This window comes from Rossellomorea pakistanensis (assembly GCF_016908495.1).
GTDB lineage: Bacteria > Bacillota > Bacilli > Bacillales > Bacillaceae_B > Rossellomorea > Rossellomorea pakistanensis.
Genome location: NZ_JAFBDZ010000001.1, coordinates 639,045 through 659,454, shown reverse-complemented (window position 1 = coordinate 659,454; position 20,410 = coordinate 639,045). Strand labels below are relative to the sequence as shown.

The window sequence follows — 20,410 nt, the reverse complement described above, 5'->3', positions numbered from 1 at the left end:
AGAGGAGGACATCACAGTGGCAGAAATTAAAGTTCCTGAGTTGGCAGAATCAATTACAGAAGGTACAATTGCACAATGGTTAAAGCAACCAGGTGATTATGTAGAAAAAGGGGAATATATTGTCGAGTTAGAAACAGACAAGGTAAATGTTGAAGTGATTTCAGAGGAATCTGGGACTCTAAAAGAACTAAAAGCAGATGAAGGCGATACAGTTGAAGTAGGACAAGTCATTGCAGTTGTTACAGAAGGCGGAGAGTCCACTGCTCCAAGCGAAGAAAAGGCAGAAGAACCTGTTCAAGAAAAAGAGACGAAGAAACCAGAAGCCACGAAAGAAGAAGTGAAGGATGACAAGAAGAATCGCCCGATTGCTTCTCCTGCAGCACGCAAATTGGCTCGAGAAAAAGGAATCGATCTATCTTCAGTACCAACTACAGATCCATTAGGTCGAGTACGTAAACAGGATATTAACGCTTACACTAATCAACCAGCACCTTCAAAGCCAGCTGTTAAAGCTCCTGAGAAAAAGGATGATGGAAAACCTGTGGTTCGTGAAAAAATGTCTCGTCGCCGTCAAACAATTGCAAAACGTTTAGTGGATGTTCAGCAAACGGCAGCAATGCTTACGACTTTTAATGAGATTGATATGACTGCAGTAATGGAACTTCGTAAACGTAAAAAAGATAAATTCTTTGATGATCATGATGTTCGTCTAGGATTCATGTCTTTCTTTACGAAAGCAGTCGTTGCAGCATTGAAGAAATACCCTTATGTAAATGCCGAAATTGATGGGAACGAAGTAGTCCTTAAGAAATTTTATGATGTAGGTGTTGCTGTTTCTACGGATGATGGTCTTGTTGTTCCTGTGGTACGCGATTGTGACCGTAAAAACTTTGCAGAAATCGAAGGAGATATTATGGACCTAGCTCTTAAAGCACGTGATAATAAGCTTGCGTTAAGTGATCTCCAAGGCGGTTCATTTACCATTACAAACGGTGGAGTATTTGGCTCATTGCTATCAACGCCAATTTTAAATGGACCTCAAGTGGGAATTCTAGGAATGCATACGATTCAATTACGTCCAGTCGCAATTGATAAAGATACAATGGAAAATCGTCCAATGATGTATGTGGCTCTTTCCTATGACCATCGTATTATAGACGGAAAAGAAGCAGTTGGTTTCTTATCGATGGTAAAATCTCTTCTAGAAAACCCTGAAGATTTATTATTAGAAGGTTAAAATCTAGAGGTATATTTGCTCGTGTTATAAATCCTATTATGAATATTTGACTTCAAGGTGATCAATACAAAAGTTCAATTATCAAGCTATCTTTTACTGCGCTTAAGCTAGCTTGATGGACTTTGTTAATGGTCACCTCTTTTTTTGATACGACAAATTATTGCGCTAAGGAAACATTTGAACAAGTTTTGAATATAGTGGAAGTAAAGGAGTGGTCTTATGACGAAACGGAGCTGGAAAAAAATCGTTCAATATTCTTATATATTTCATCAAATGGGAATCCTAAATCAGGATGAGTTGGAGAAAATCAAAAACCATTATAAAGTGAGAATGTAAAAAGGACGAGGATGTCTCCTAACGTGTTAGTTAATCAAGAGACATTCTCGCCATACTTTCAAAAGGGAACTTATATCATTTTTTTACATTAAGTCATTATGCTTTCCTAAAAGGTTTCAACCCTCGACTACGAATTTCTTTCTTCAACATATGAATCCAGTCACGATCTTTACCGTGTTTTTCTGCGTCTCGATAGGCTGCCACCAACTGTTCATTACTCATTATTTTCATGACATACCTCCTAGGAAATATTTAAATATAGAATTTTCTATATTTTCTATTTATTCTACAACCATATCTTAAAAATGAAAAGGGGGAAATTTTAATTCCTACAAAAGTAGGAATTTTGTTATTTTTTGTAGAATGAAGAGGAAATGTGTTTCCTGACAATAGGTCATTGTAAGATTGACGGACAGAATCTTTAAAACGATATAGGTTCAGATTTATGAATCATTATAATAAAATTTGTCCGAATTTCCCCGTTTTTATTGATTTGTCAAAGACTTCACTTCAGTTATCAGATTGTCTAGCTCTCTTAGTCCTTGTTCTTGATAAGCATTCTTTAAAACATAAGTAAAACGCTCGTAGCAATCTTGTGGTTTGATCTCCATTTGATTTAGAGATTTTCTCAACCATTTAAATTTTGGATTCTGTACGTACATACCATTTAATGCAAATAATATTCGCATAAGTTTTTTTTCAACCTCTATAACGGAATCATAGAGTACTAAAAAGTCTTCTCTTTCTAATAATGCATACCGATGATTCCATCGACCAGAAAAAGTAAAGTTTTCTGTAATGATTTTTTTCTTTAATTCATCAGGGAATTTCTTTAGAGTGTTTTTCCAAGTACCTATTATTTCTCTTCCATAGATTGGGATGCCGTCGACTACTGAGGAAATAATACATTGTTTATCCTCATTATGATCATTGTGATGTAGTATCTCATGACACCAATTTTCTATTGTCGATACAAGAAAATGACTAATCTCAAATTTTACTTCTCCAACCTTGTATGATTCAGACCATTCTTCTTCTTCGTACGGGTGAAAGTCTATGACCTCACCTTTACACCTATTAATCATTCTTAGTCGATCGACATCCGATATTGGTTCATTCCAAAAAATATGTAATTCTATATCTGAGTGTTCGTCTGAGCTACCCCTTGACACAGAGCCCGCAATCATAATTGCGGCCATTTTCTTATTTTCCTTATATATATCAGCCTGTTTTTCCGCCATTTTCAAAAGTTTTTCGATTCTAACCACTACCTTTCTTCCCAATTATTGTACTAAAAACTTTATTCATTAGAAAGCTAGTATATTGGTGATCCACTTGTTGTATTTGAATATTACAAAAATTGTGATAATATAGAGAGGAGGGATGGTAACAACCGAGATATGAACATCTAGATAACCAGTTTCATACAAATGTGTTGTTGAACAAGGGGGATTTTAGGTTGTCAAATCTATTGGATGTAACTGTTGGAACTTTATTGGAAGAAAGAGCAACAGAACAAGGAGAGAGAGAAGCTGTTGTCTATGCGGATCGTGGCCTGCGCTGGACATATGATGAACTAAACCAGCACTGCCGAAAAGTTGCAAAGGGTCTTATGGCATTAGGATTGAAAAAAGGTGATCATATCGCCATTTGGGCAACAAATACCCCAGAATGGCTTGCAAGCCAATTTGCAACAGGGAAAATGGGAGCGGTTTTAGTAACAGTTAATACGAATTATCGTGCTGCAGAACTTGAATACCTTTTAAAACAATCAGATTCTACTACGATTATTTTAATGGAAAGCTATAGAGATGCATCTTATATTGAGATGCTATATGAAATTTGCCCAGAGCTCAAGAACAGTAAACCAGGAAAGTTAAAGAGTAGTCGTCTGCCATACTTAAAGAATGTTATAGTTTTAGGAGATAAAAAATTTCCAGGAACGTTTTCGTGGGATGATATACTTAAAATGTCTGATGATATTACAGATCATCTGCTTAATGAAAGATTAAATAGTCTAGAACCAGATGATGCAATAAATATGCAATATACCTCTGGAACCACTGGTTTTCCAAAAGGGGTTATGCTTTCGCATAGTAATATTGTAAACAATGCCTATAATATCGCAAATTGTATGCGTTTAACAAACAAAGATCGCCTTTGTATTCCTGTTCCTTTTTTCCATTGCTTTGGATGTGTGATTGGAACACTGGCTTGTGTGTCTGTAGGGGCAACTATGGTGCCTATTCAAGAATTTAGTCCTTTAGAGGTTTTACAAACTGTTCAGGATGAGAAATGTACTGCTTTACATGGTGTTCCTACTATGTTCATAGCTGAATTAAACCATCCTAAATTCTCTACATTTGATTTATCACATTTACGGACAGGGGTCATGGCTGGGAGCAATTGCCCAATTGAAGTAATGAAGGATGTAATCGAAAAAATGGGTGCTGACGAAATTACAATCGCCTATGGACAAACAGAATCATCCCCTGTCATTACCCAGACAAGGACTCACGATCCAATTGAATTGAGAGTAGAAACGGTGGGAAGGGCACTTCCAAGTGTCGAAGTGAAAATTGTAACTCCAGGGACAACAGATGAAGTGCCATTTGGTGAGCAGGGAGAACTGTGTACAAGGGGTTATCATGTCATGAAAGGCTATTACAAAAATGATGAAGCGACAAATTTTAGCATTGACTCAGATGGGTGGCTACATACTGGTGATTTAGCTGTTATGGATTCAAATGGGTATTGTCGGATAACTGGTCGTCTAAAAGATATGATTATCAGAGGTGGTGAGAATATCTATCCAAGAGAAATTGAAGAATTTTTGTATTCGCATCCGAAGATTTTAGATGTTCAAGTCTTAGGCGTTCCTGATGAAGTATTTGGTGAAGAAGTTGTGGCATGGATCATATTAAAAGAGGGTCAAAGCTTATCAACAGAAGAAATACGCGATTATTGTAAAGGGAAAATCTCTAGACATAAAATCCCAAGATATATAGAATTTACGGATAGCTATCCAATGACTGCCTCTGGAAAGATTCAAAAGTTTAAGCTTAGAGAAAAAACACAGGAATTAATTTCTCAAAAAATATAAAATGAGGAATATAATTGAGGTAGCGGGTGTGACCTTTCAGAGGGTCCGCCTTTTTTAATAGATCATTGAGCTTTCGGATAATTATAAAACGAACGACTAAATTCATTCTTAATAGACTATTTGATGCTGCTTAACTATGTTATATTGTTAGTATTCTATTACCTGAGGTGTTTAAGTTGAATGATGTTTTATTATTTGTATATGGTACATTAAGAAGGAACGAAAGAAATCACCATTGGCTAGGGAACTCAAAATTAGTATGCGAACAAGCTTGGATAAATGGCGAACTTTACGATACACATAATGGTTATCCAGCATTAAAAGAGGGGACCGAAAGGGTGTATGGTGAGATTTATCGTGTATCTCCTTCAATATTATCCCGTGTAGATGAGCTTGAGGAGTATAAAGAAGAACGTAATGATAATCTATATAAAAGGTATGAAATGGATATCCAAACAGACCAAGGGATAATTAGAAGTCTTTATTATACAGGTCAACAATCAACTCTATTTCAAGAAAAAATCCCTAGTGGTGATTGGAAAGTACATAATTATATAAAGACAAAACCATTAGAATCGTTATATTTTGCATACGGTTCTTGTATGGATCTTGAGAGATTTCAGTTAGCTGGGGTCGATCAGCATTTCCAATCTCCTCTTGGAAAAGGGACCCTACATGGATATTCAATGAAATATCAATTTGTTGTCCATGATGGAGGGAGAGGGGATATTGTAGAAGATGGAGGCACAACAGAAGGAGTCGTGTATCGTCTTCCATATGATGCAGTAGAATATTTGTTTCAAAGGGAAGGGGTATTGCCTGGTTGGTACCGTGCTGCACTCATTAATGTAGAAGTGGATAACACTGTTTATAAAGATGTCTTAACTTTTATTGTTAAAGATAAACAAAAAGAAACGAAACCACCTGCCCATTATGCTCGTGAAATTCTAAGGGGAGCACATCCCTATGTTAGTTCAGGTTATCATCAATCCTTAAAAAAACAATTGGTTGATCTAGGGTTTACATATGAAGAAGTAAGCAATCTACTAAAAAAATAGTTTCTACTTAAAGTTCAAAGTATTTTTCTTCTTGAATGATGCTTTGCCTTTTTTTGTGAAAATACTACTAGGAATAATTTGAAAATTAGGATAAAAGTATAACGCAAACGGTTTCATTATTTTAGTAAAGTAATATTGAAAGCAAATAAGTAAAATGAGGTGAGAAAATGCATCATAAACGAAAGTTGTTAAGAATGTTATTAGCTATTATTCTATTATTGCCGCTATTTTTGCAGCCAAATATGCAATCGATTGCATTATCGAAGAATGGTTCTACAAAGGTCATCATCCATTATCAGCCTTCAGAAGAAAACACAAAGGGTTGGAACCTTTGGGTATGGCCTGAAGGAGGTGAAGGAAAGGTTTATGAATTTACTGGAACTGACAAGTTTGGTCAAATTGCAGAAGTTGAAATTCCAGGTGTTCATAAAAAAGTTGGCTTTATTGTAAGAACAGACTCATGGGAGAAGGATGGAGGCGATCGCTGGATCGATACTACTTCTGGGATAGGAGAAGTTTGGGTCAAATCAAATGATGAGAGTACATACCCATCACCTCCGGATGGTGAATATCGAGATTTTCCTTCATTTCAGAATGTTAAAGTAAAGCTTCACTATTACCGTAATGATGAGAAATATGAAGATTGGAACCTTTGGATATGGAATCCTGGGAAAGAAGGAAGAAGGGTCAATTTCACAGGAGTAGATGAATTCGGAAAAGTAGCAGAATTTACACTTTCAGATCCTGATGGAATTCAAAAACTAGGATTTATTTTAAGGAAAAGTGTGAATGGAAATGATTGGGCAGAAAAAGAATTTAATGATAGGTTTATTATGAACTTTAACGAAGAAGGGGAGGCAGAAGTTTGGATTGCACAAGGACAAGAAAGGATCTACGTTGACCCTGAGTTTATCGAGCGTACACCTAAAATAATAAATGCAAAAATAGATGCATTTGATGAAATTACTCTAGAAACAAATGTACCTTTTTCAATAGAGGATGCCTTCCAAGATATAGAATTGAAAGGTGGGGAGATTAAAGAGATCATACCTTTAACGGGGACAGCTGACTCCACTAACAAAATATTAATAAAAACTGAATCAAAGATGGAACTCGCGAGCAATTATACAATTACTTTCCCTCCATTTGGAGAAAGTAGTTTGAAGATGGGGAAGGTAGTCAGATCAAAAGAGTTTGATGAAATGTTTTATTATGATGGTAAATTAGGAAATGAATACACAGAAAAGAAAACTAATTTTCGTGTTTGGGCACCAACGGCTCAAGAAGCAAAACTAGTACTCTATGATTCTTGGGAAGAAGAATTGGGAGAAGAGATTGAAATGGCCAAAGGAGAAAATGGGACCTGGACCCATACACTAACAGGAAATCAAGACGGCCAAATTTATACGTATAAAGTGAAAATCGGAGATGATTGGACTGAAGCAGTTGATCCGTATGTTCGAGCTGTAACTGTAAATGGCGATCGTGGAGTTGTAGTAGATTTGGACAGTACTGACCCTAAACAATGGAATAATCGCAAGCCAAAGCTGGAAAATCCTGAAGATAGTATTATCTACGAGCTTCACACCCGTGACCTCTCTATTCACCCGGAGAGTGGGATTAAACACAAAGGGAAGTTTTTAGGTGTAGCTGAGAAAAATACAAAGGGCCCAAATGAAGTAAACACCGGCTTAAGCTATATGAAAGATCTAGGTGTTACTCATGTCCAGTTCCTACCAATCTATGATTATCGCACTGTAGATGAAACAATGTTAGATGAGCCACAATTCAATTGGGGCTATGATCCAAAGAACTATAATGTACCAGAGGGTTCTTATTCAACAGATCCATATAATCCTAAGACGAGAATTACTGAATTAAAAACGATGATACAAGCTCTTCATGATCAAAACCTAAGAATGGTCATGGATGTAGTATATAATCATGTTTATAGTGTTAATGAACACAGTTTTCATAAATTAGTGCCTGGCTATTACTTCCGTTACAATGAGGATGGTTCTTTAGCCAATGGAACAGGCGTAGGGAATGATACAGCTTCTGAACGTAAAATGGTTCAAAAATTTATTATAGATTCGATCAAATTTTGGACTAAAGAATACCATATCGATGGCTATCGTTTTGATTTAATGGGAATTCATGATACACAAACAATGAATATGGTAAGGGAAGAACTGAATCAAATTGACCCTTCCATTATTGTTTTAGGAGAAGGATGGGATCTAAATACTCCATTAAATTCAGAAATGAAAGCAAATCAAAAAAATGCTGAAGACATGAAAGGTATTGCTCATTTTAATGACAATCTTCGTGACGGCCTTAAAGGTAGCGTTTTTAACGATCAAGATAAAGGCTTTGTCAACGGTAAAGCTGGAATGGGAGAAACCATTCAAAAAGGTATTGCAGCAGGGATGAATTATTCAGATGAGATAGCAACTTATCAAGATCCTGAGCAAGTCATAACCTATGTTGAAGCACATGATAATCTTACATTATGGGATAAGCTTGAGTTAACAAATCCAGAAGCTTCACTGAAAGACCGTAAGCAAATGCACAAGCTCGCTACATCTATCATATTAACTTCTCAAGGGGTTCCATTTCTCCATGCAGGTCAAGAGTTCATGAGAACAAAAGATGGGGATCATAACAGCTATCAATCACCAGACGCAATAAATCAATTAGATTGGCAGCGTCGCTATGAATACAATGATGAGGTTCAGTATGTGAAAGGGCTTATTGACATCCGGAAGAAATATCAATCCTTTCGATTAACAACCAAGAAACAAATTGAATCGACTTTGAATTTCCTTCATTCATCTGAAGGAGTAGTAGTTTATTCTTTGAATTTAAAAGCGCATCATGATAAAGGAAAAGAAATGGTCGTCATTCATAACGCAAATAAGGAAAGAGTAACAATTAATCTACCTTCAGAAGCAGTATGGCATGTTCTTGCAAATGAAAATGATGCTGGAACTAAAACATTAGAAATCATTAAAGGAGATAAAGTAATAGTTGAACCTTACAGTACTTTTATTTTAAAAAGATAAAAAAAGAGGTTGACCTCCATTCCTTTGTTCTTTACGTTATTCATTTTGCAAAGAATCTAGGAGAGGTTAACCTTTTTTAACTTATAAGATGTCGCATAATTTTGAAAATGATATAATTCTATCTAAGAGGTGTTATAAATGCAAGTAAAAGATATAGTAAAAGCAATTAGTTCACATCATTGGGATTACAAAAAGGAAGATATACCCCATTACATTGAAAATATAATGGAAGACAACTTAATTGCGATTAAGAATCACAAAGTTTTGAATCCTTTTAATAATAAAGTCGTACATCTTTATGCAAATTCAAAAGATGAAATACGAGTCATTTGGGGAAAGATTCATGGCCTTTACAATGAGCACCCATTCTCCCTATGGATTTCAGAATCACTTGGAGATGAGGTGAAAACGTTTATTCGTGAAAGGGGATTTTCAGTAGTTGAGCAATACGAAGGTCTCGCCTTAAAATTGGAAGATTGGAAAGGAGATTTCAAAGGGGACTTCTCAATAAGAGAAGTAAAAAATGATAACGAAATTAACCAGCTTGTGGAGGTTGCTTCGGAAATTTGGAGTTACCCGAAAGAAGAGAAGTCTATTCAATTTCAACAAAGAAAAAGGTACATAGAAAACAAATTAGGGGGGTACATGATCGCGTATCATGGTGAAAAGCCTGTTGGCTATGGGAATTATCGTTATAGCCTTAATGGCGATATTCTCTATCTTTGCGGTAGTGGGATTATCCCTTCCTATCGTAAAAAAGGTATATATCGGCAGTTAGTAACCACTAGACTTACACAAGCTCAAGAAGAGGGTGTTAAACTTGCAACTTGTCAAGCAAGGGTTGGCCACTCCTTACCCATACTGAAAAAAATCGGATTTGGTCAGTATACAACATTCGATTATTGGATAAAGAACAATGATTAAGGGATAGGTGGGATTGAACGGAGGAACGTCATGAATATCTTGTTAGAGTTAACCAATGATCTGGGGTATTTCGCCATGTTTGCTTTTAGTTGGTTAGTTTTTCTTGGCTTTCCTCTACCTAATGAAATAAGCACGGCGCTTGCTGGTGCAATAACAGAATGGAGGCAATACAATCCTTGGATTGCATTCTTCTCAACTTATAATGGGATTGTAACGTCCGGTATTTTTGGCTATAGGGTAGGAAGAATGGTAGGCACAAATGTTATTCTGAAACGAAATAAAATGAAATCCTCTGCATTACTGAATAAGAGTCAAGAATGGCTCCATCATTATGGGGCGATTTCTATTTCGTTTAGCTATTTTATTCCAGGTGTACGATTGTTTATGCCTTATATTGTTGGTGCTTCAGGGGTTTCCTTTGGTAGATTTACTGTCTTTGCCTTTCCGTCTGCTTTTATATGGTGTTTCCTCTTTTTTACTATGGCAGATATTTTCCTAGTACATTTAGTATGATCATTGGGAACCTTTCGTTCTTATGAGCGTCAGTCTAGTGACATTCGTTATGCTTATTATTCTTTTGATTTATAAGAAAAAGAAGAACAGAAGACAAAGACTGATAAAGGAAGATTAATAGGTTGTGACATACAGACATACTTCATTTTAGCTAGCGTTTTATGGTATTTTCATATCTTCGGTTATTGTAAAAAATGTCCCTAATATCCCGATAACTTTAATATTTGTTTGACGACCATCCTCACCCTCGAAGGTTTTTCCAATGGTATTAAAGATAAGATATTCTTCTTTAATTGAGGATCCAGTCTCAATCAGGGTGTAAGGGTTTTGATTATCTTGAAAAGTACATGTTAAATTCGTACATGAAACGCGATATTGATCTTGAAACCACTGATAAAATTTATCTTCAGTCGGTCGATGTAAGGACATATAAATGAAAAGTATTCCTATTACTAGAAATGATATTCTTTTAATAACACTAAGCAATCGAACCTCATACCTTTCTCACCGATTATTACCCCAATATATCATAAAATGTAAATGATCTTATAAAAAACTTGAATTTAATAAAATTCGGAAAGATGTGAGAAGTTTGAAAAATTAAATCACCGAAAAAAAGAAATAGCCAGTGAAATAGTAACTTACAAAAGGATGCCTATCAAATAGTAGGACAAATTTTAGATTATTCGAATTTGCCACCACTACTTGAATCACTTTCCGAACTACAAAGTACCACTGATTCTACGGCTATTTTCTAGAAAACCAACTAATTGGAGTAATATCTTTTGAAAAAAATCGATTATTATTGTATATGCGGATAATGGTTAATCCTAAACATTTTAAAAAAATGGAATTGCAAAATGTTTATTGATTTTTTTACACGAAAAAATAATGAGTGGTGGTTAGAACGGGAAAAGACAATCTATCAGCGATCTTCTTATATAAAAAATTCGGTTTCAATCTGATTCGATCATGGACATTACAGGATGGTTTATCGATTGTTGAACTTGAAAGAGATAGGAATAGTAAAACGGGATAAATGTTTCAAGATAAATAATAGTAGTTTATCTGTTGAAGTACAGATCAAGTATAGAATATACTAATCCTATACAGAAAGAAAGGGGCATTATCTATGTTACATCTAAATTGGACTGAACGTCCAGCCATCAAAACTGTAAAATGTGTTCATACTAAAGCGGCAAAATATTTGGTAGAAAATGTGTTAAAAGAAGGTAAGACCTATGAGGTGAAAAACGAAACAGAGGATTATTATTTTGTCATTGATGAAAGTGGTAAAATGGGCGGGTTTTATAAAAATTATTTTGAAGAAGTAAGTAATTAAATAAACCACGGGTTCAAAATGAAATCCAAATGGTCAGAACACTTCTAGATATCCTTGGGAGTCTAATGAAGTTAGGTTCTGACTTTTGTTTTTCGAGAGCCTTTATTTTTTTCAAATACAAGGTAGCTTTGTCCAAAAACTTCAATTTTAGATCGTGTTTTTTATTTTTGGTTTCACTTTCCCTTTTAATAAGATACGAATATAATATTCTTATATCTAGGCATATAGAGAGAGGGATTTTTCATGTTTAACGAAAGAATGGCGTTAAAAATTCGATTTGAACAGTTACATGATGCGGAAGAGAGAATCCTTAGAGAGTTTCGTGAAGAGAGGAATTCTATCCTAAAACGATTAAGAGAGCTAGATGAGGCACCAACCTTCCGAGAAATACATACAACGAGTGAACCCACGCCTATAACACATACCATTCATACTGGTAGAGGCCGTAAAAGTCCGCGTGCCCAAGAGATGAGAAAGGTAGCCGTAAACATTCTACAATCGTTAAATGAACCAATTAGGGGAACAGATTTGCAAAGACAAATCGAAGAAAGAACGGGTTACAAGATTGCCAATATGACTACTTTTATGAGGGCTCTAGAAAGACAGAATCATCATGTAATCAAAGCAAATAGAGGATTGTATACATATCAGTCATAATAGATTATAAAGAGCTGCCGATCTGGATAGCTCTTTTTTATTATAGGATGTTTTCTAAAAGATAGTTGTTATTTTAGAACATAAATATTTGTAATATGGTTGGTTGGAGCGGAATCCAATCACCCCCTTTCAAATAATAACAAGGTTTACGAAAATAGCCTTATCATAATAAATTTAAGGAAAAGGGAACTTGATTGAAATGAAAATTGACGCTAAAGCTGGTACACTCTTTTAGATTAGGCAATGTTTTGGATAATTTTTTCATCATTCATCTAATGTATGTAAATGATGAAATACAGAGGGAGGATTTGTAAGAAATAAATTTATCGTTTGTATAGCCAAGAAGATTCATTTAGCTTTTTCTAATCCAATAAAGAATCAATCTTTGCAGTGAAAACGTTTTATCATGTAGAATGTTTGCTAGTAAGTTTTTCACAAATTATAAAGTATTAGAAGCTAGTAATGGGATTAAGAAAGGAATGCGATCATGAATATAGATTATAAATTACCACAAGAAATTTCTACTACTGTAAAAACTCGGCAAAAGCTGTTCCAAGAGGATCGCCGATTAATCGGAAGTGGAGGTTATACAGCGAGTGATGTTTCTATCATTGAAGATGCGATCATAGCACTAGCAATGGGGAAAAATGTGTTGTTAAAAGGGCCAACAGGCTCTGGTAAAACAAAGCTTGCCGAAACATTATCAAATCTTTTTTCTCAGCCGATGCACAGTATTAATTGCTCTGTTGATCTGGATGCTGAAGCGTTACTAGGATATAAAACGATTGGTGAACAAAATGGTAAATCTAGTATCGAATTTGTAGAAGGACCTGTTATTCAAGCGATGAAAAAAGGGCATCTTCTTTATATCGATGAAATTAATATGGCGAAACCCGAAACATTGCCTATATTAAATGGCGTTCTAGATTACCGTAGAATGATTACGAATCCTTTCACAGGAGAAGTGGTTAAAGCAAATGAATCCTTTGGAGTCATCGCAGCCATCAATGAAGGCTACGTTGGTACTGTTCCACTTAATGAGGCATTAAAAAATCGTTTTGTGGTTATTGAAGTTCCTTATATCGAAGGAGACACATTAAAGACAGTAATTTCTCAGCAAAGTAAGTTAGTAGATGAAAAATTAATAAAGCTTTTTGTTTCTCTTTCAAAAGATCTACTAGTCCAGGTGCAAAATGGACAAATCTCTGAAGAGGCTGCATCTATTCGAGCATTACTCGATGCTTGTGATTTGGCGGTCTATTTACCCGCAAAGAGAGCCATCCAACGAGGGATAATTGACAAGTTAGAAGATGAAAGAGAAAGATCAGCAATCAAAAATATAGCGGAAACGCTTTTTGAATGAGGGTAAAGAATGCACCGATTTATTCAATTTAATGATGAGACCATTGATTCACTTCTTTATATGGAGCTAGTCGATTTAGCAAAAACGCTTTCGCAAAATGGAGAAATGGAAGTGAAATATGAGCCATATTCTTATTTAGATTTGAAAAATCATCATGTCTATGTGAGTCACTTTTGGGACCATCGTAAGCAGGAAGATAAAGTGAACGGTCTTAAATCTGATATTTATTTACGTTCAATTGGAAATTATTTTTACAGTGATACCGAAGAAATAGTTCGGTATCTAACAAAGGTTAAAAGCACAATGATTCCTAGTTTTGCTAAACAATTATTTGTTATAGGTGAGGATCTTAGGCTGGAAGAAATCTGTAAAAAATTACGTCCTGGAACAAAAAGGTCATTCGAGATAAGAAGGAGAATTTTTCGTCAATATTTCTCGACGCAATTAAATGTAAACCTTGTAAAAAGTGTTATACCTGACGCTCTCTTTAACTCTATGTTTATGCTTTTGAATGCACAAACTCCACTAGAAAAAGAACCTAATATTACTGGAGAAATTGATTCCGCTATGCCTTTTTTGAAATCGTCATTGATGCGATTCTATGATACAAAATCTTCAACGGATGTTAGCAAAATTTGTTTGGAAATGGTTGATGTATTAAACGAAATCCTATCAAGGGATATGCTTAATGAATATTTTCATTTACCTGAAGATGTTTATTTTGAGAATGAACCGGATATTACCTTTGAAGATCTCAAGAGAAAAGACCCTTTAAAGAATAATGATTTACTAGACGATGAACCCGATGGAAAAGAGGAATATATGGATGAGGAGTTTAAAACTTGGCATCGTGAAACAAGTGACTCTGGTGACTCTTTCTTACAGTTCGACTTAAACCAAGGATCACAATCAAACTTAATGGGGGAAGGTTTACGCGAGGGTGATGAGGGTGACCAGGCTCTTGGAATGGTGCAAGGCTCTTCACAGCAAACACCAAAAGAAGATTATTCTAATATGGAAGCTCGTCAACAAGAGAAAGAGGAAAAGAGAAAGGATGGGACTGAACAATACGGTAAAGAAAACCGATATGCTTCCCCTATTTTCTTAAAAACTGATCAACCCAGTCTAGGAGAAAAAAGACAATACCAACTACTGAAAGGGTTAATAAGCCCATACCAGAAGAAACTAAAAAAAATGATTGAAAAAACATTGGAACATAAAAAGGTTCAACCAAGAACGGACTTGCATTTTGGAAGGCTAAATAAAAACCTTCTTCGATTTATACTTGAAGAAAATCCAAGAATGTTTTATAAAAAACAGAATCCATCACATGAAATTGATGCAGTGTTTTCATTATTAGTTGATTGTTCAGCGTCTATGTATGACAAAATGGAACAAACTAAGAAGGGAATTACTCTTTTTCATGAATCACTTAAATCAGTCAGAGTTCCTCATGAAATTATCGGTTTCTGGGAAGATACTAATGAAGCAACAAAAACATATCATCCAAATTACTTTAAGCCAGTTATGGATTTTTCTAATAGTTTAAGACTTGATCATGGGGCAGAAATTATGCAACTACACCCAGAAGAAGATAATCGAGATGGGTTAGCCATTCGAATCATGACAGAACGCTTACTAAACCGTAGTGAAAATCAAAAATTTCTTCTGGTGTTTTCCGATGGAGAGCCTGCTGCGATGGGATACGAACAAAACGGAATAGTCGATACCCATGAAGCTGTATTAGATGCTAGGAAACAAGGAATAGAGGTTATTAATGTCTTTCTTGCAAACGGAGAGATTGAGGAGAGTCAAAGGAACATTATTCAAAACATTTATGGAAAGTTCAGTATTCTTGTTTCAGATATTGAGGAGTTACCAGATGTTTTGTTTCCTCTTTTAAGAAGATTATTGTATAAAAGTCTTTAAATTTATTGGCAAAAGTCGGAAGGGATTTTCAGCCGTAAGACGGAATAGAAATCAATCATCAAAATCATTCTTCCAAATGGTATAGAGAATACAATAAAAGGTGTAGGAAATACCATTTGGAAAGGAAGATCATATGTTTGATTATCTACAGGGAATAGCTATTATTGATGAATATCACCGTCTTAATGATAATGTAAATCTTACAGCTTTTAAGGATGAAGAGTGGAATTGTACGAATAAAAATTGGTACTGCCAGCTTCCAGGGTTTAATCGAAGAAAAGATTGCGATTGTATCAACCCTAGGTAAATTAAATACCTAGGGTTTTTCATATTGAGAAGATCTCGTCTTTAATTTGTAGGACATCAATATTTAATATAGATGTTTTATAAGGAGAAATCATCTCTTCTGTAACAGCGGAACAAGAAAAAAATTGATCAACTAGTTCATTTTGAAAACAGCAAGGGGGGGAATAATGTTCAGCCCCTTACAGATTATTTCAATTCCAATAGCTTTTGCTTTAACTCTTCTTCCATTGTAACAAGCTCTTTTTCAGCTTGAAGTCGTTTTTCTCTACCTTCTCGTTGAATATTAAGTGTTTCTTCAATAGTAGAGATTAAATTTTCTTGTGTTTTCTTCAATGTTTCAATATCAATAATACCTCTTTCATTCTCTTTTGCCGTTTCAATACTGTTAGTTTTAAGCATTTGAGAGTTCTTTAATAGAAGTTCATTTGTTGTCTGTGAAACTTGCTTTTGTGCCTCAACGGCTTTTTTCTGATGAAAAAGAGTAAGTGCGATCGCAATTTGATTTTTCCATAAAGGTATAGCTGTTAAAATCGACGATTGTATTTTTTCTGTTAATGCTTGATTGGTGTTCTGGATTAAACGAATCTGTGGAGCCGTTTGAATTGACATTTGACGACTTAATTTAAGATCGTGTATTCGCTTTTCAAGTCGGTCTAAAAATTGCATCGTGTCATTTACTTCTTGATAAGCCATATCATCAGATGTTTCTTCTGCTTTTTGTCTTAATTTCGGAAGGATACTTGTTTCGATTTCCTGCTGCTTTATTTCAGCGGCAGCAATATAGATATTTAATGCCTGAAAATAGGCTTTATTCTTATCATATAAACCGTCTAGTAGTTTAATATCTTCTAATAGGATTTTTTTAGAATGTTCAAGCTTTACCGCTATTCGATCAACCTGGGCACCTACTTTTTGATATTTAGAGAGGATTTCATTGATGGAACTTGAGACACGGCTAAATACTCTTTTGAAAAGTCCTTTCTTTTCTGTATTTAGTTCATCTGGATTCATTTGCTGTAATCTTTTCATTAAGTCATTTAAGATTTCCCCAACAGGTCCTACATCTTTTTTTTGAACATGATCTAACATGGAGTGAGAGAAGTTAGATAGTTGATTCTGTGCTGCTGATCCATACTTCAGGATGGATTCATAATCTTTATAATCAATTTGCTTCGAAAGTTCTCTTGCTTTTTCTTGTTGAACTGGGAGAAGGCGATCTACTAATAATGTCGATTCTCTAGACTTGATCGCCGTTTGCTTCCCTTCTGAAAATGGATCTAACAATAAATCATCTATTTCATTCAAATGGCCGTTTTTTGGTTCATATTCAGTCATAATCGTACTCCTTACCTATTTTGGAATGTTTAAGTTATTATTTCGTTTGGCAACATCAAGCTCAAAATTCAATGTGTCAATGTCCTCGGAAAGGACCTTTAATAAGTCGTCATTAAGTGATTGATTAAGATTTTGCAACGTTTTTTTCGTCTCAGTTAAAGATTCGACAACATGATCTTCTTTTAATGGCTGGGTTGATAAGAATGTGTACTTTTCCGATAGTTCAACAGCAGAATCAAGATGGTGAAAGAAGAATTGTTCACACTGATAGTACTTATTTGGTTGTTTAGTGACAATAGTGAAGATCCTCTTTGACAATCGGTTTAATTCGAAAATTTGTTTAAAAGCTCCTAATGAACGAACTTTAAACTGTGTTTTTTGAAGCCGTTTAATTTTTATCTTTGCTTCCTTTAAGTTTTTCTGTATATATATATATTCTTTGTAGTTTAATCCACATTTTTTTAGAAATAGTCTCAGTTGACACCACTTAATGACTAGGGAAGATAAAACTCCTCCTAATATCCCTATTAAAAGTGAAAACCAAAAATCGGTGGTCCCACTTATGATTAGTGATAAAAATAGGATCATTGTCACGCTAAACGCTAATAAAAATCTTATAATTGAGAAGGATAATTTTTTCATCGCTTATCTACTCCTAAACTTTATCGTATCTTATATTAATCATACGAATGAAAGGCTTATAAGGTTTCATTTAATCATTTTCTCTCGACAATTACTTTTCATAATATATTTACTAAAACGATATTACTTCGACAAAATATTTCAATTTGCTTACAAAAAAATTTTTATATGGTTGAATAGTCATACTTTTTGATAGAATGACAAAGGAGATTTTAAACTGTAGGTGAAAATTGATATGAAAAAAATCCTAAGTATACTTCTTATTTTGATGTTTATTTCGACGAATGTCAAAGCTGAAGAATTTAAAGTAAATAAACCAGAGATGCTATTTAGTCAAGCTGCTATCGTAATGGATACGGAAACGGGAAGCATCTTATATAGTAAAAATAAAGATAAAAAAATGAATCCAGCAAGCATTACAAAGGTTGCTACTGCCATATATGCATTAGAGCATGGAAATTTGGAGGATATCGTTACGATTAGTCAGAATGCAGCCAATACCGAGGGTTCATCAGTTTATTTATTACCTGGCGAAAAAATGTCTTTAAGGCAATTATTACAGGGAATGATGGTTAATTCGGGAAATGATGCCGCAGTGGCAATTGCTGAACATCTTGATGGTTCTGTTGGAAACTTTTCTAAAAATATAAACCAATTTTTAAATGAGAATATAGGAGTAGACAACACTCATTTTACCAACCCACATGGATTATATGATCAACATCATTATACAACAGCCTTTGATATGGGAAAAATCACAAATTATGCGATGAAAAATGAGGAGTTTAAAAAATTGTTCTCGATTGAAGAGCTCCCTTGGTCGGGTAAGGGCTGGGAGACGACTTTAATAAATCATCACCGTATGTTAATTGGTGAAATTCTTTACCCAGAAGTTACAGGTGGGAAAAATGGGTTTGTAGATGAAGCAAAACACACACTCATTACTACGGCCAAAAATAATCATCTTTCAATCACAATAGTAGTTATGAAGGCCCAGTCTAAAAAAGCAATTTATCGAGATACGAAATCTTTGCTAGATTATGGATTAAAAGGATTCACGCGGAGTATGATGTCGAAAGATACTCAGTTTACTTTTGGTGACAACATTTATAAACTAACAGACAATCTCGTTTATACCCATCCTAAAGATGGGGATGTCACTGAAAAATTGACACCAGAAGGTAATCTAACATTATTGAATTCTGCAAATGAAGAAATTTACTCCGTTGACCTTGAAAGTCAGCGGACGAATAAAAATAGAGAACCTTCAACTGTGTCGGCTACAACTGGACATGTAATACCTGGAAATCTCAACAAAGTTATTATTTTATATCCAATATTTTTATATTTAATTTTGTTGGTTATTGCTGGAATTTCGATGTTTCGTCAACGTGAACAGAATATTTAATATTTCAAGGGCTGTCTCTCATGGAGACAGCCCTTATCATTAGACATTGTGATTTTCAATTAATTCTTTACTCGTTTTTTTAAAGTAAAGCTTTCTAGCAAGCAATGTTTGTAAAATTAAAAATGCTCCCCCTGTTGCCCAATAAAGAGGTAAGGCAGCAGGTACATTGAAAGAGAAGATGAGAATCATAATCGGTGACATATAACTAAAGATTTTCATTTGTTTTTGTTGTTGAACAGGCATCCCAATAAGAGAAACTTTTGCCTGAATTAGATAAATGACACCTGCAACAATGGGCATGAGGATGTCTGGGTGACCTAAATTAAACCATAGGAACGAATGGCTGGCAATTTCTTCGGAAGTGCGGATAGCATAGTAAAGTCCAATTAGTACTGGCATTTGTAAAATCAAAGGTAAACAACCCATGTTTAATGGATTAACCCCATGTTTAGAGTAGAGCTGCATCATTTCCTGTTGAAGTTTTCTTTGTTCCTCAGGATTTTTTGTTTCCTTGATTTTTTGTTGAATAGAAGTTAGCTCAGGTTTAATCAGCTCCATTTTAACTTTCATATTTTGCTGATTCTTGTAATTTCTCATCATAAACGGAAGCATGATTAACCGTATTATCACGGTGATGGTAATAATGGAAAGTCCAAAGTTTCCATTATAGAACAGACCGATTTCGTGAATAGCTGTCACAAATGGTTGAACCAAATAATTATGAAATAATGTTCCTTTTTCGGATGCGTTCGAACACCCAGATAACGACACTACAGTGGATATAATAATCATTAGTGAAAAAATTTTCTTCTTCAAAAGTTTTCCTCCTCATTAATAAATGATTATAAAGCATTTAATGAGAGGGAAGGAAATTCTTCGTCATCACTGACATAGATAATAGATCTAATGTTCTTAGAAATCCATTGAATAATTGAAAACGGAAAATGGGTTCTTAATAACGGGATGAACTCTGTTTGTTGAACAAAATGGTTATACGTATTATCATGTCTATACCGGTCTTGGAAGGAATGAAGTTCAAACCAGCTCCAAGCAAATGAAATAAGCAGACTAAAAATAAAGCCTATATATATTGGATAAATAATGAAATCAGTACTAGCTTCAAATAACAATGTAATCAAATTGATTCACCTTTAATAATGAGTTTAATGAAGTATACCTTAATATATTTTAA

General features: G+C 34.7%; 20 protein-coding genes. 13 read left to right on the top strand and 7 right to left on the bottom strand.

The window, feature by feature from the left end:
* Positions 1-16: 16 nt before the first annotated feature.
* Positions 17-1,237, top strand: coding sequence for a 2-oxoglutarate dehydrogenase complex dihydrolipoyllysine-residue succinyltransferase (odhB, locus tag JOC86_RS03210; protein ID WP_205168323.1), 1,221 nt, complete (start codon positions 17-19; stop codon positions 1,235-1,237).
* 432 nt (positions 1,238-1,669) lie between these two features.
* Here odhB and sda read toward each other — a convergent pair whose 3' ends face one another.
* Together sda and JOC86_RS03200 are read right to left on the bottom strand one after the other, a co-directional pair.
* Positions 1,670-1,804, bottom strand: coding sequence for a sporulation histidine kinase inhibitor Sda (gene sda / locus JOC86_RS03205; protein ID WP_205168322.1), 135 nt, complete (start codon positions 1,802-1,804; stop codon positions 1,670-1,672).
* Positions 1,805-2,058: 254 nt separating this feature from the next.
* The gene (locus tag JOC86_RS03200) at positions 2,059-2,814 is read right to left on the bottom strand and encodes a YpoC family protein (protein ID WP_205168321.1); all 756 of its coding nucleotides are present in this window, start codon (positions 2,812-2,814) and stop codon (positions 2,059-2,061) included.
* A 218-nt stretch (positions 2,815-3,032) separates the two neighbouring features.
* On the opposite strand from JOC86_RS03200, the gene JOC86_RS03195 reads away from it, so the two are divergent.
* From JOC86_RS03195 to JOC86_RS03175, 5 genes are all read left to right on the top strand, one after another.
* Positions 3,033-4,676, top strand: coding sequence for an AMP-binding protein (locus JOC86_RS03195; RefSeq protein ID WP_205168320.1), 1,644 nt, complete (start codon positions 3,033-3,035; stop codon positions 4,674-4,676).
* Between the two features lie 176 nt (positions 4,677-4,852).
* The gene (locus JOC86_RS03190) at positions 4,853-5,734 is read left to right on the top strand and encodes a gamma-glutamylcyclotransferase family protein (protein WP_205168319.1); all 882 of its coding nucleotides are present in this window, start codon (positions 4,853-4,855) and stop codon (positions 5,732-5,734) included.
* 167 nt (positions 5,735-5,901) lie between these two features.
* Positions 5,902-8,799 (top strand): type I pullulanase, encoded by a 2,898-nt coding sequence (gene pulA / locus JOC86_RS03185; RefSeq protein WP_239587361.1) that lies wholly within the window; start codon positions 5,902-5,904, stop codon positions 8,797-8,799.
* Between the two features lie 138 nt (positions 8,800-8,937).
* Positions 8,938-9,723 carry a GNAT family N-acetyltransferase gene (locus tag JOC86_RS03180; RefSeq protein WP_205168318.1) on the top strand — a complete coding sequence of 262 codons (786 nt, stop codon included), beginning with the start codon at positions 8,938-8,940 and terminating at the stop codon, positions 9,721-9,723.
* Positions 9,724-9,753: 30 nt separating this feature from the next.
* The gene (locus tag JOC86_RS03175; RefSeq protein WP_205168317.1) at positions 9,754-10,236 is read left to right on the top strand and encodes a DedA family protein; all 483 of its coding nucleotides are present in this window, start codon (positions 9,754-9,756) and stop codon (positions 10,234-10,236) included.
* A gap of 159 nt (positions 10,237-10,395) precedes the next feature.
* Here the strand turns inward: JOC86_RS03175 and JOC86_RS03170 are convergent, their stop codons facing one another.
* Positions 10,396-10,665, bottom strand: coding sequence for a hypothetical protein (locus JOC86_RS03170; protein ID WP_205168316.1), 270 nt, complete (start codon positions 10,663-10,665; stop codon positions 10,396-10,398).
* Between the two features lie 466 nt (positions 10,666-11,131).
* Here JOC86_RS03170 and JOC86_RS03165 point away from each other — a divergent pair, with 466 nt between their 5' ends.
* The 6 genes from JOC86_RS03165 to JOC86_RS03140 all read left to right on the top strand — a co-directional run bounded on the left by JOC86_RS03165 (position 11,132) and on the right by JOC86_RS03140 (position 15,834).
* Positions 11,132-11,275: a hypothetical protein gene (locus JOC86_RS03165; RefSeq protein WP_205168315.1), complete on the top strand. Its 144-nt coding sequence runs from the start codon at positions 11,132-11,134 to the stop codon at positions 11,273-11,275.
* Between the two features lie 93 nt (positions 11,276-11,368).
* A complete protein-coding gene (locus tag JOC86_RS03160) occupies positions 11,369-11,578 on the top strand; it encodes a DUF6501 family protein (protein WP_205168314.1) in 210 nt (69 codons plus the stop codon).
* Positions 11,579-11,821: 243 nt separating this feature from the next.
* On the top strand, positions 11,822-12,235 hold the full coding sequence (locus JOC86_RS03155; protein WP_205168313.1) for a Rok-like winged helix domain-containing protein: 414 nt from the start codon (positions 11,822-11,824) through the stop codon (positions 12,233-12,235).
* A gap of 487 nt (positions 12,236-12,722) precedes the next feature.
* A complete protein-coding gene (locus JOC86_RS03150; RefSeq protein WP_205168312.1) occupies positions 12,723-13,598 on the top strand; it encodes an ATP-binding protein in 876 nt (291 codons plus the stop codon).
* 9 nt (positions 13,599-13,607) lie between these two features.
* Positions 13,608-15,527, top strand: coding sequence for a vWA domain-containing protein (locus JOC86_RS03145; protein ID WP_205168311.1), 1,920 nt, complete (start codon positions 13,608-13,610; stop codon positions 15,525-15,527).
* Between the two features lie 133 nt (positions 15,528-15,660).
* Entirely contained in the window at positions 15,661-15,834 is a 174-nt protein-coding gene (locus JOC86_RS03140) for a hypothetical protein (protein WP_205168310.1), read from the top strand.
* Between the two features lie 185 nt (positions 15,835-16,019).
* Here JOC86_RS03140 and JOC86_RS03135 read toward each other — a convergent pair whose 3' ends face one another.
* The gene (locus JOC86_RS03135; RefSeq protein ID WP_205168309.1) at positions 16,020-17,168 is read right to left on the bottom strand and encodes a toxic anion resistance protein; all 1,149 of its coding nucleotides are present in this window, start codon (positions 17,166-17,168) and stop codon (positions 16,020-16,022) included.
* 15 nt (positions 17,169-17,183) lie between these two features.
* Complete coding sequence (locus JOC86_RS03130) at positions 17,184-17,810, bottom strand: 5-bromo-4-chloroindolyl phosphate hydrolysis family protein (RefSeq protein ID WP_205168308.1); 627 nt, start codon at positions 17,808-17,810, stop codon at positions 17,184-17,186.
* Between the two features lie 235 nt (positions 17,811-18,045).
* Between JOC86_RS03130 and JOC86_RS03125 the strand changes: the two genes are divergently transcribed.
* Positions 18,046-19,218, top strand: a complete 1,173-nt coding sequence (locus tag JOC86_RS03125; RefSeq protein WP_205168307.1) for a D-alanyl-D-alanine carboxypeptidase family protein — start codon at positions 18,046-18,048, stop codon at positions 19,216-19,218.
* A 39-nt stretch (positions 19,219-19,257) separates the two neighbouring features.
* On the opposite strand, the gene yidC is transcribed toward JOC86_RS03125, so the two are convergent.
* Both yidC and JOC86_RS03115 read right to left on the bottom strand, forming a co-directional pair.
* Complete coding sequence (yidC, locus tag JOC86_RS03120) at positions 19,258-20,034, bottom strand: membrane protein insertase YidC (RefSeq protein ID WP_205168306.1); 777 nt, start codon at positions 20,032-20,034, stop codon at positions 19,258-19,260.
* A 26-nt stretch (positions 20,035-20,060) separates the two neighbouring features.
* A complete protein-coding gene (locus JOC86_RS03115) occupies positions 20,061-20,357 on the bottom strand; it encodes a hypothetical protein (protein WP_205168305.1) in 297 nt (98 codons plus the stop codon).
* Positions 20,358-20,410: the final 53 nt, after the last annotated feature.

Bases quoted from the DNA above. Each gene is read 5' to 3' on its own strand.
- sda (WP_205168322.1), bottom strand. From the start codon at position 1,804: ATGAAAATAATGAGTAATGAACAGTTGGTGGCAGCCTATCGAGACGCA.
- JOC86_RS03200 (WP_205168321.1), bottom strand. From the start codon at position 2,814: ATGGCGGAAAAACAGGCTGATATATATAAGGAAAATAAGAAAATGGCC.
- pulA (WP_239587361.1), top strand. From the start codon at position 5,902: ATGCATCATAAACGAAAGTTGTTAAGAATGTTATTAGCTATTATTCTA.
- JOC86_RS03180 (WP_205168318.1), top strand. From the start codon at position 8,938: ATGCAAGTAAAAGATATAGTAAAAGCAATTAGTTCACATCATTGGGAT.
- JOC86_RS03175 (WP_205168317.1), top strand. From the start codon at position 9,754: ATGAATATCTTGTTAGAGTTAACCAATGATCTGGGGTATTTCGCCATG.
- JOC86_RS03170 (WP_205168316.1), bottom strand. From the start codon at position 10,665: ATGTCCTTACATCGACCGACTGAAGATAAATTTTATCAGTGGTTTCAA.
- JOC86_RS03160 (WP_205168314.1), top strand. From the start codon at position 11,369: ATGTTACATCTAAATTGGACTGAACGTCCAGCCATCAAAACTGTAAAA.
- JOC86_RS03155 (WP_205168313.1), top strand. From the start codon at position 11,822: ATGTTTAACGAAAGAATGGCGTTAAAAATTCGATTTGAACAGTTACAT.
- JOC86_RS03150 (WP_205168312.1), top strand. From the start codon at position 12,723: ATGAATATAGATTATAAATTACCACAAGAAATTTCTACTACTGTAAAA.
- JOC86_RS03145 (WP_205168311.1), top strand. From the start codon at position 13,608: ATGCACCGATTTATTCAATTTAATGATGAGACCATTGATTCACTTCTT.
- JOC86_RS03140 (WP_205168310.1), top strand. From the start codon at position 15,661: ATGTTTGATTATCTACAGGGAATAGCTATTATTGATGAATATCACCGT.
- JOC86_RS03135 (WP_205168309.1), bottom strand. From the start codon at position 17,168: ATGACTGAATATGAACCAAAAAACGGCCATTTGAATGAAATAGATGAT.
- JOC86_RS03130 (WP_205168308.1), bottom strand. From the start codon at position 17,810: ATGAAAAAATTATCCTTCTCAATTATAAGATTTTTATTAGCGTTTAGC.
- JOC86_RS03125 (WP_205168307.1), top strand. From the start codon at position 18,046: ATGAAAAAAATCCTAAGTATACTTCTTATTTTGATGTTTATTTCGACG.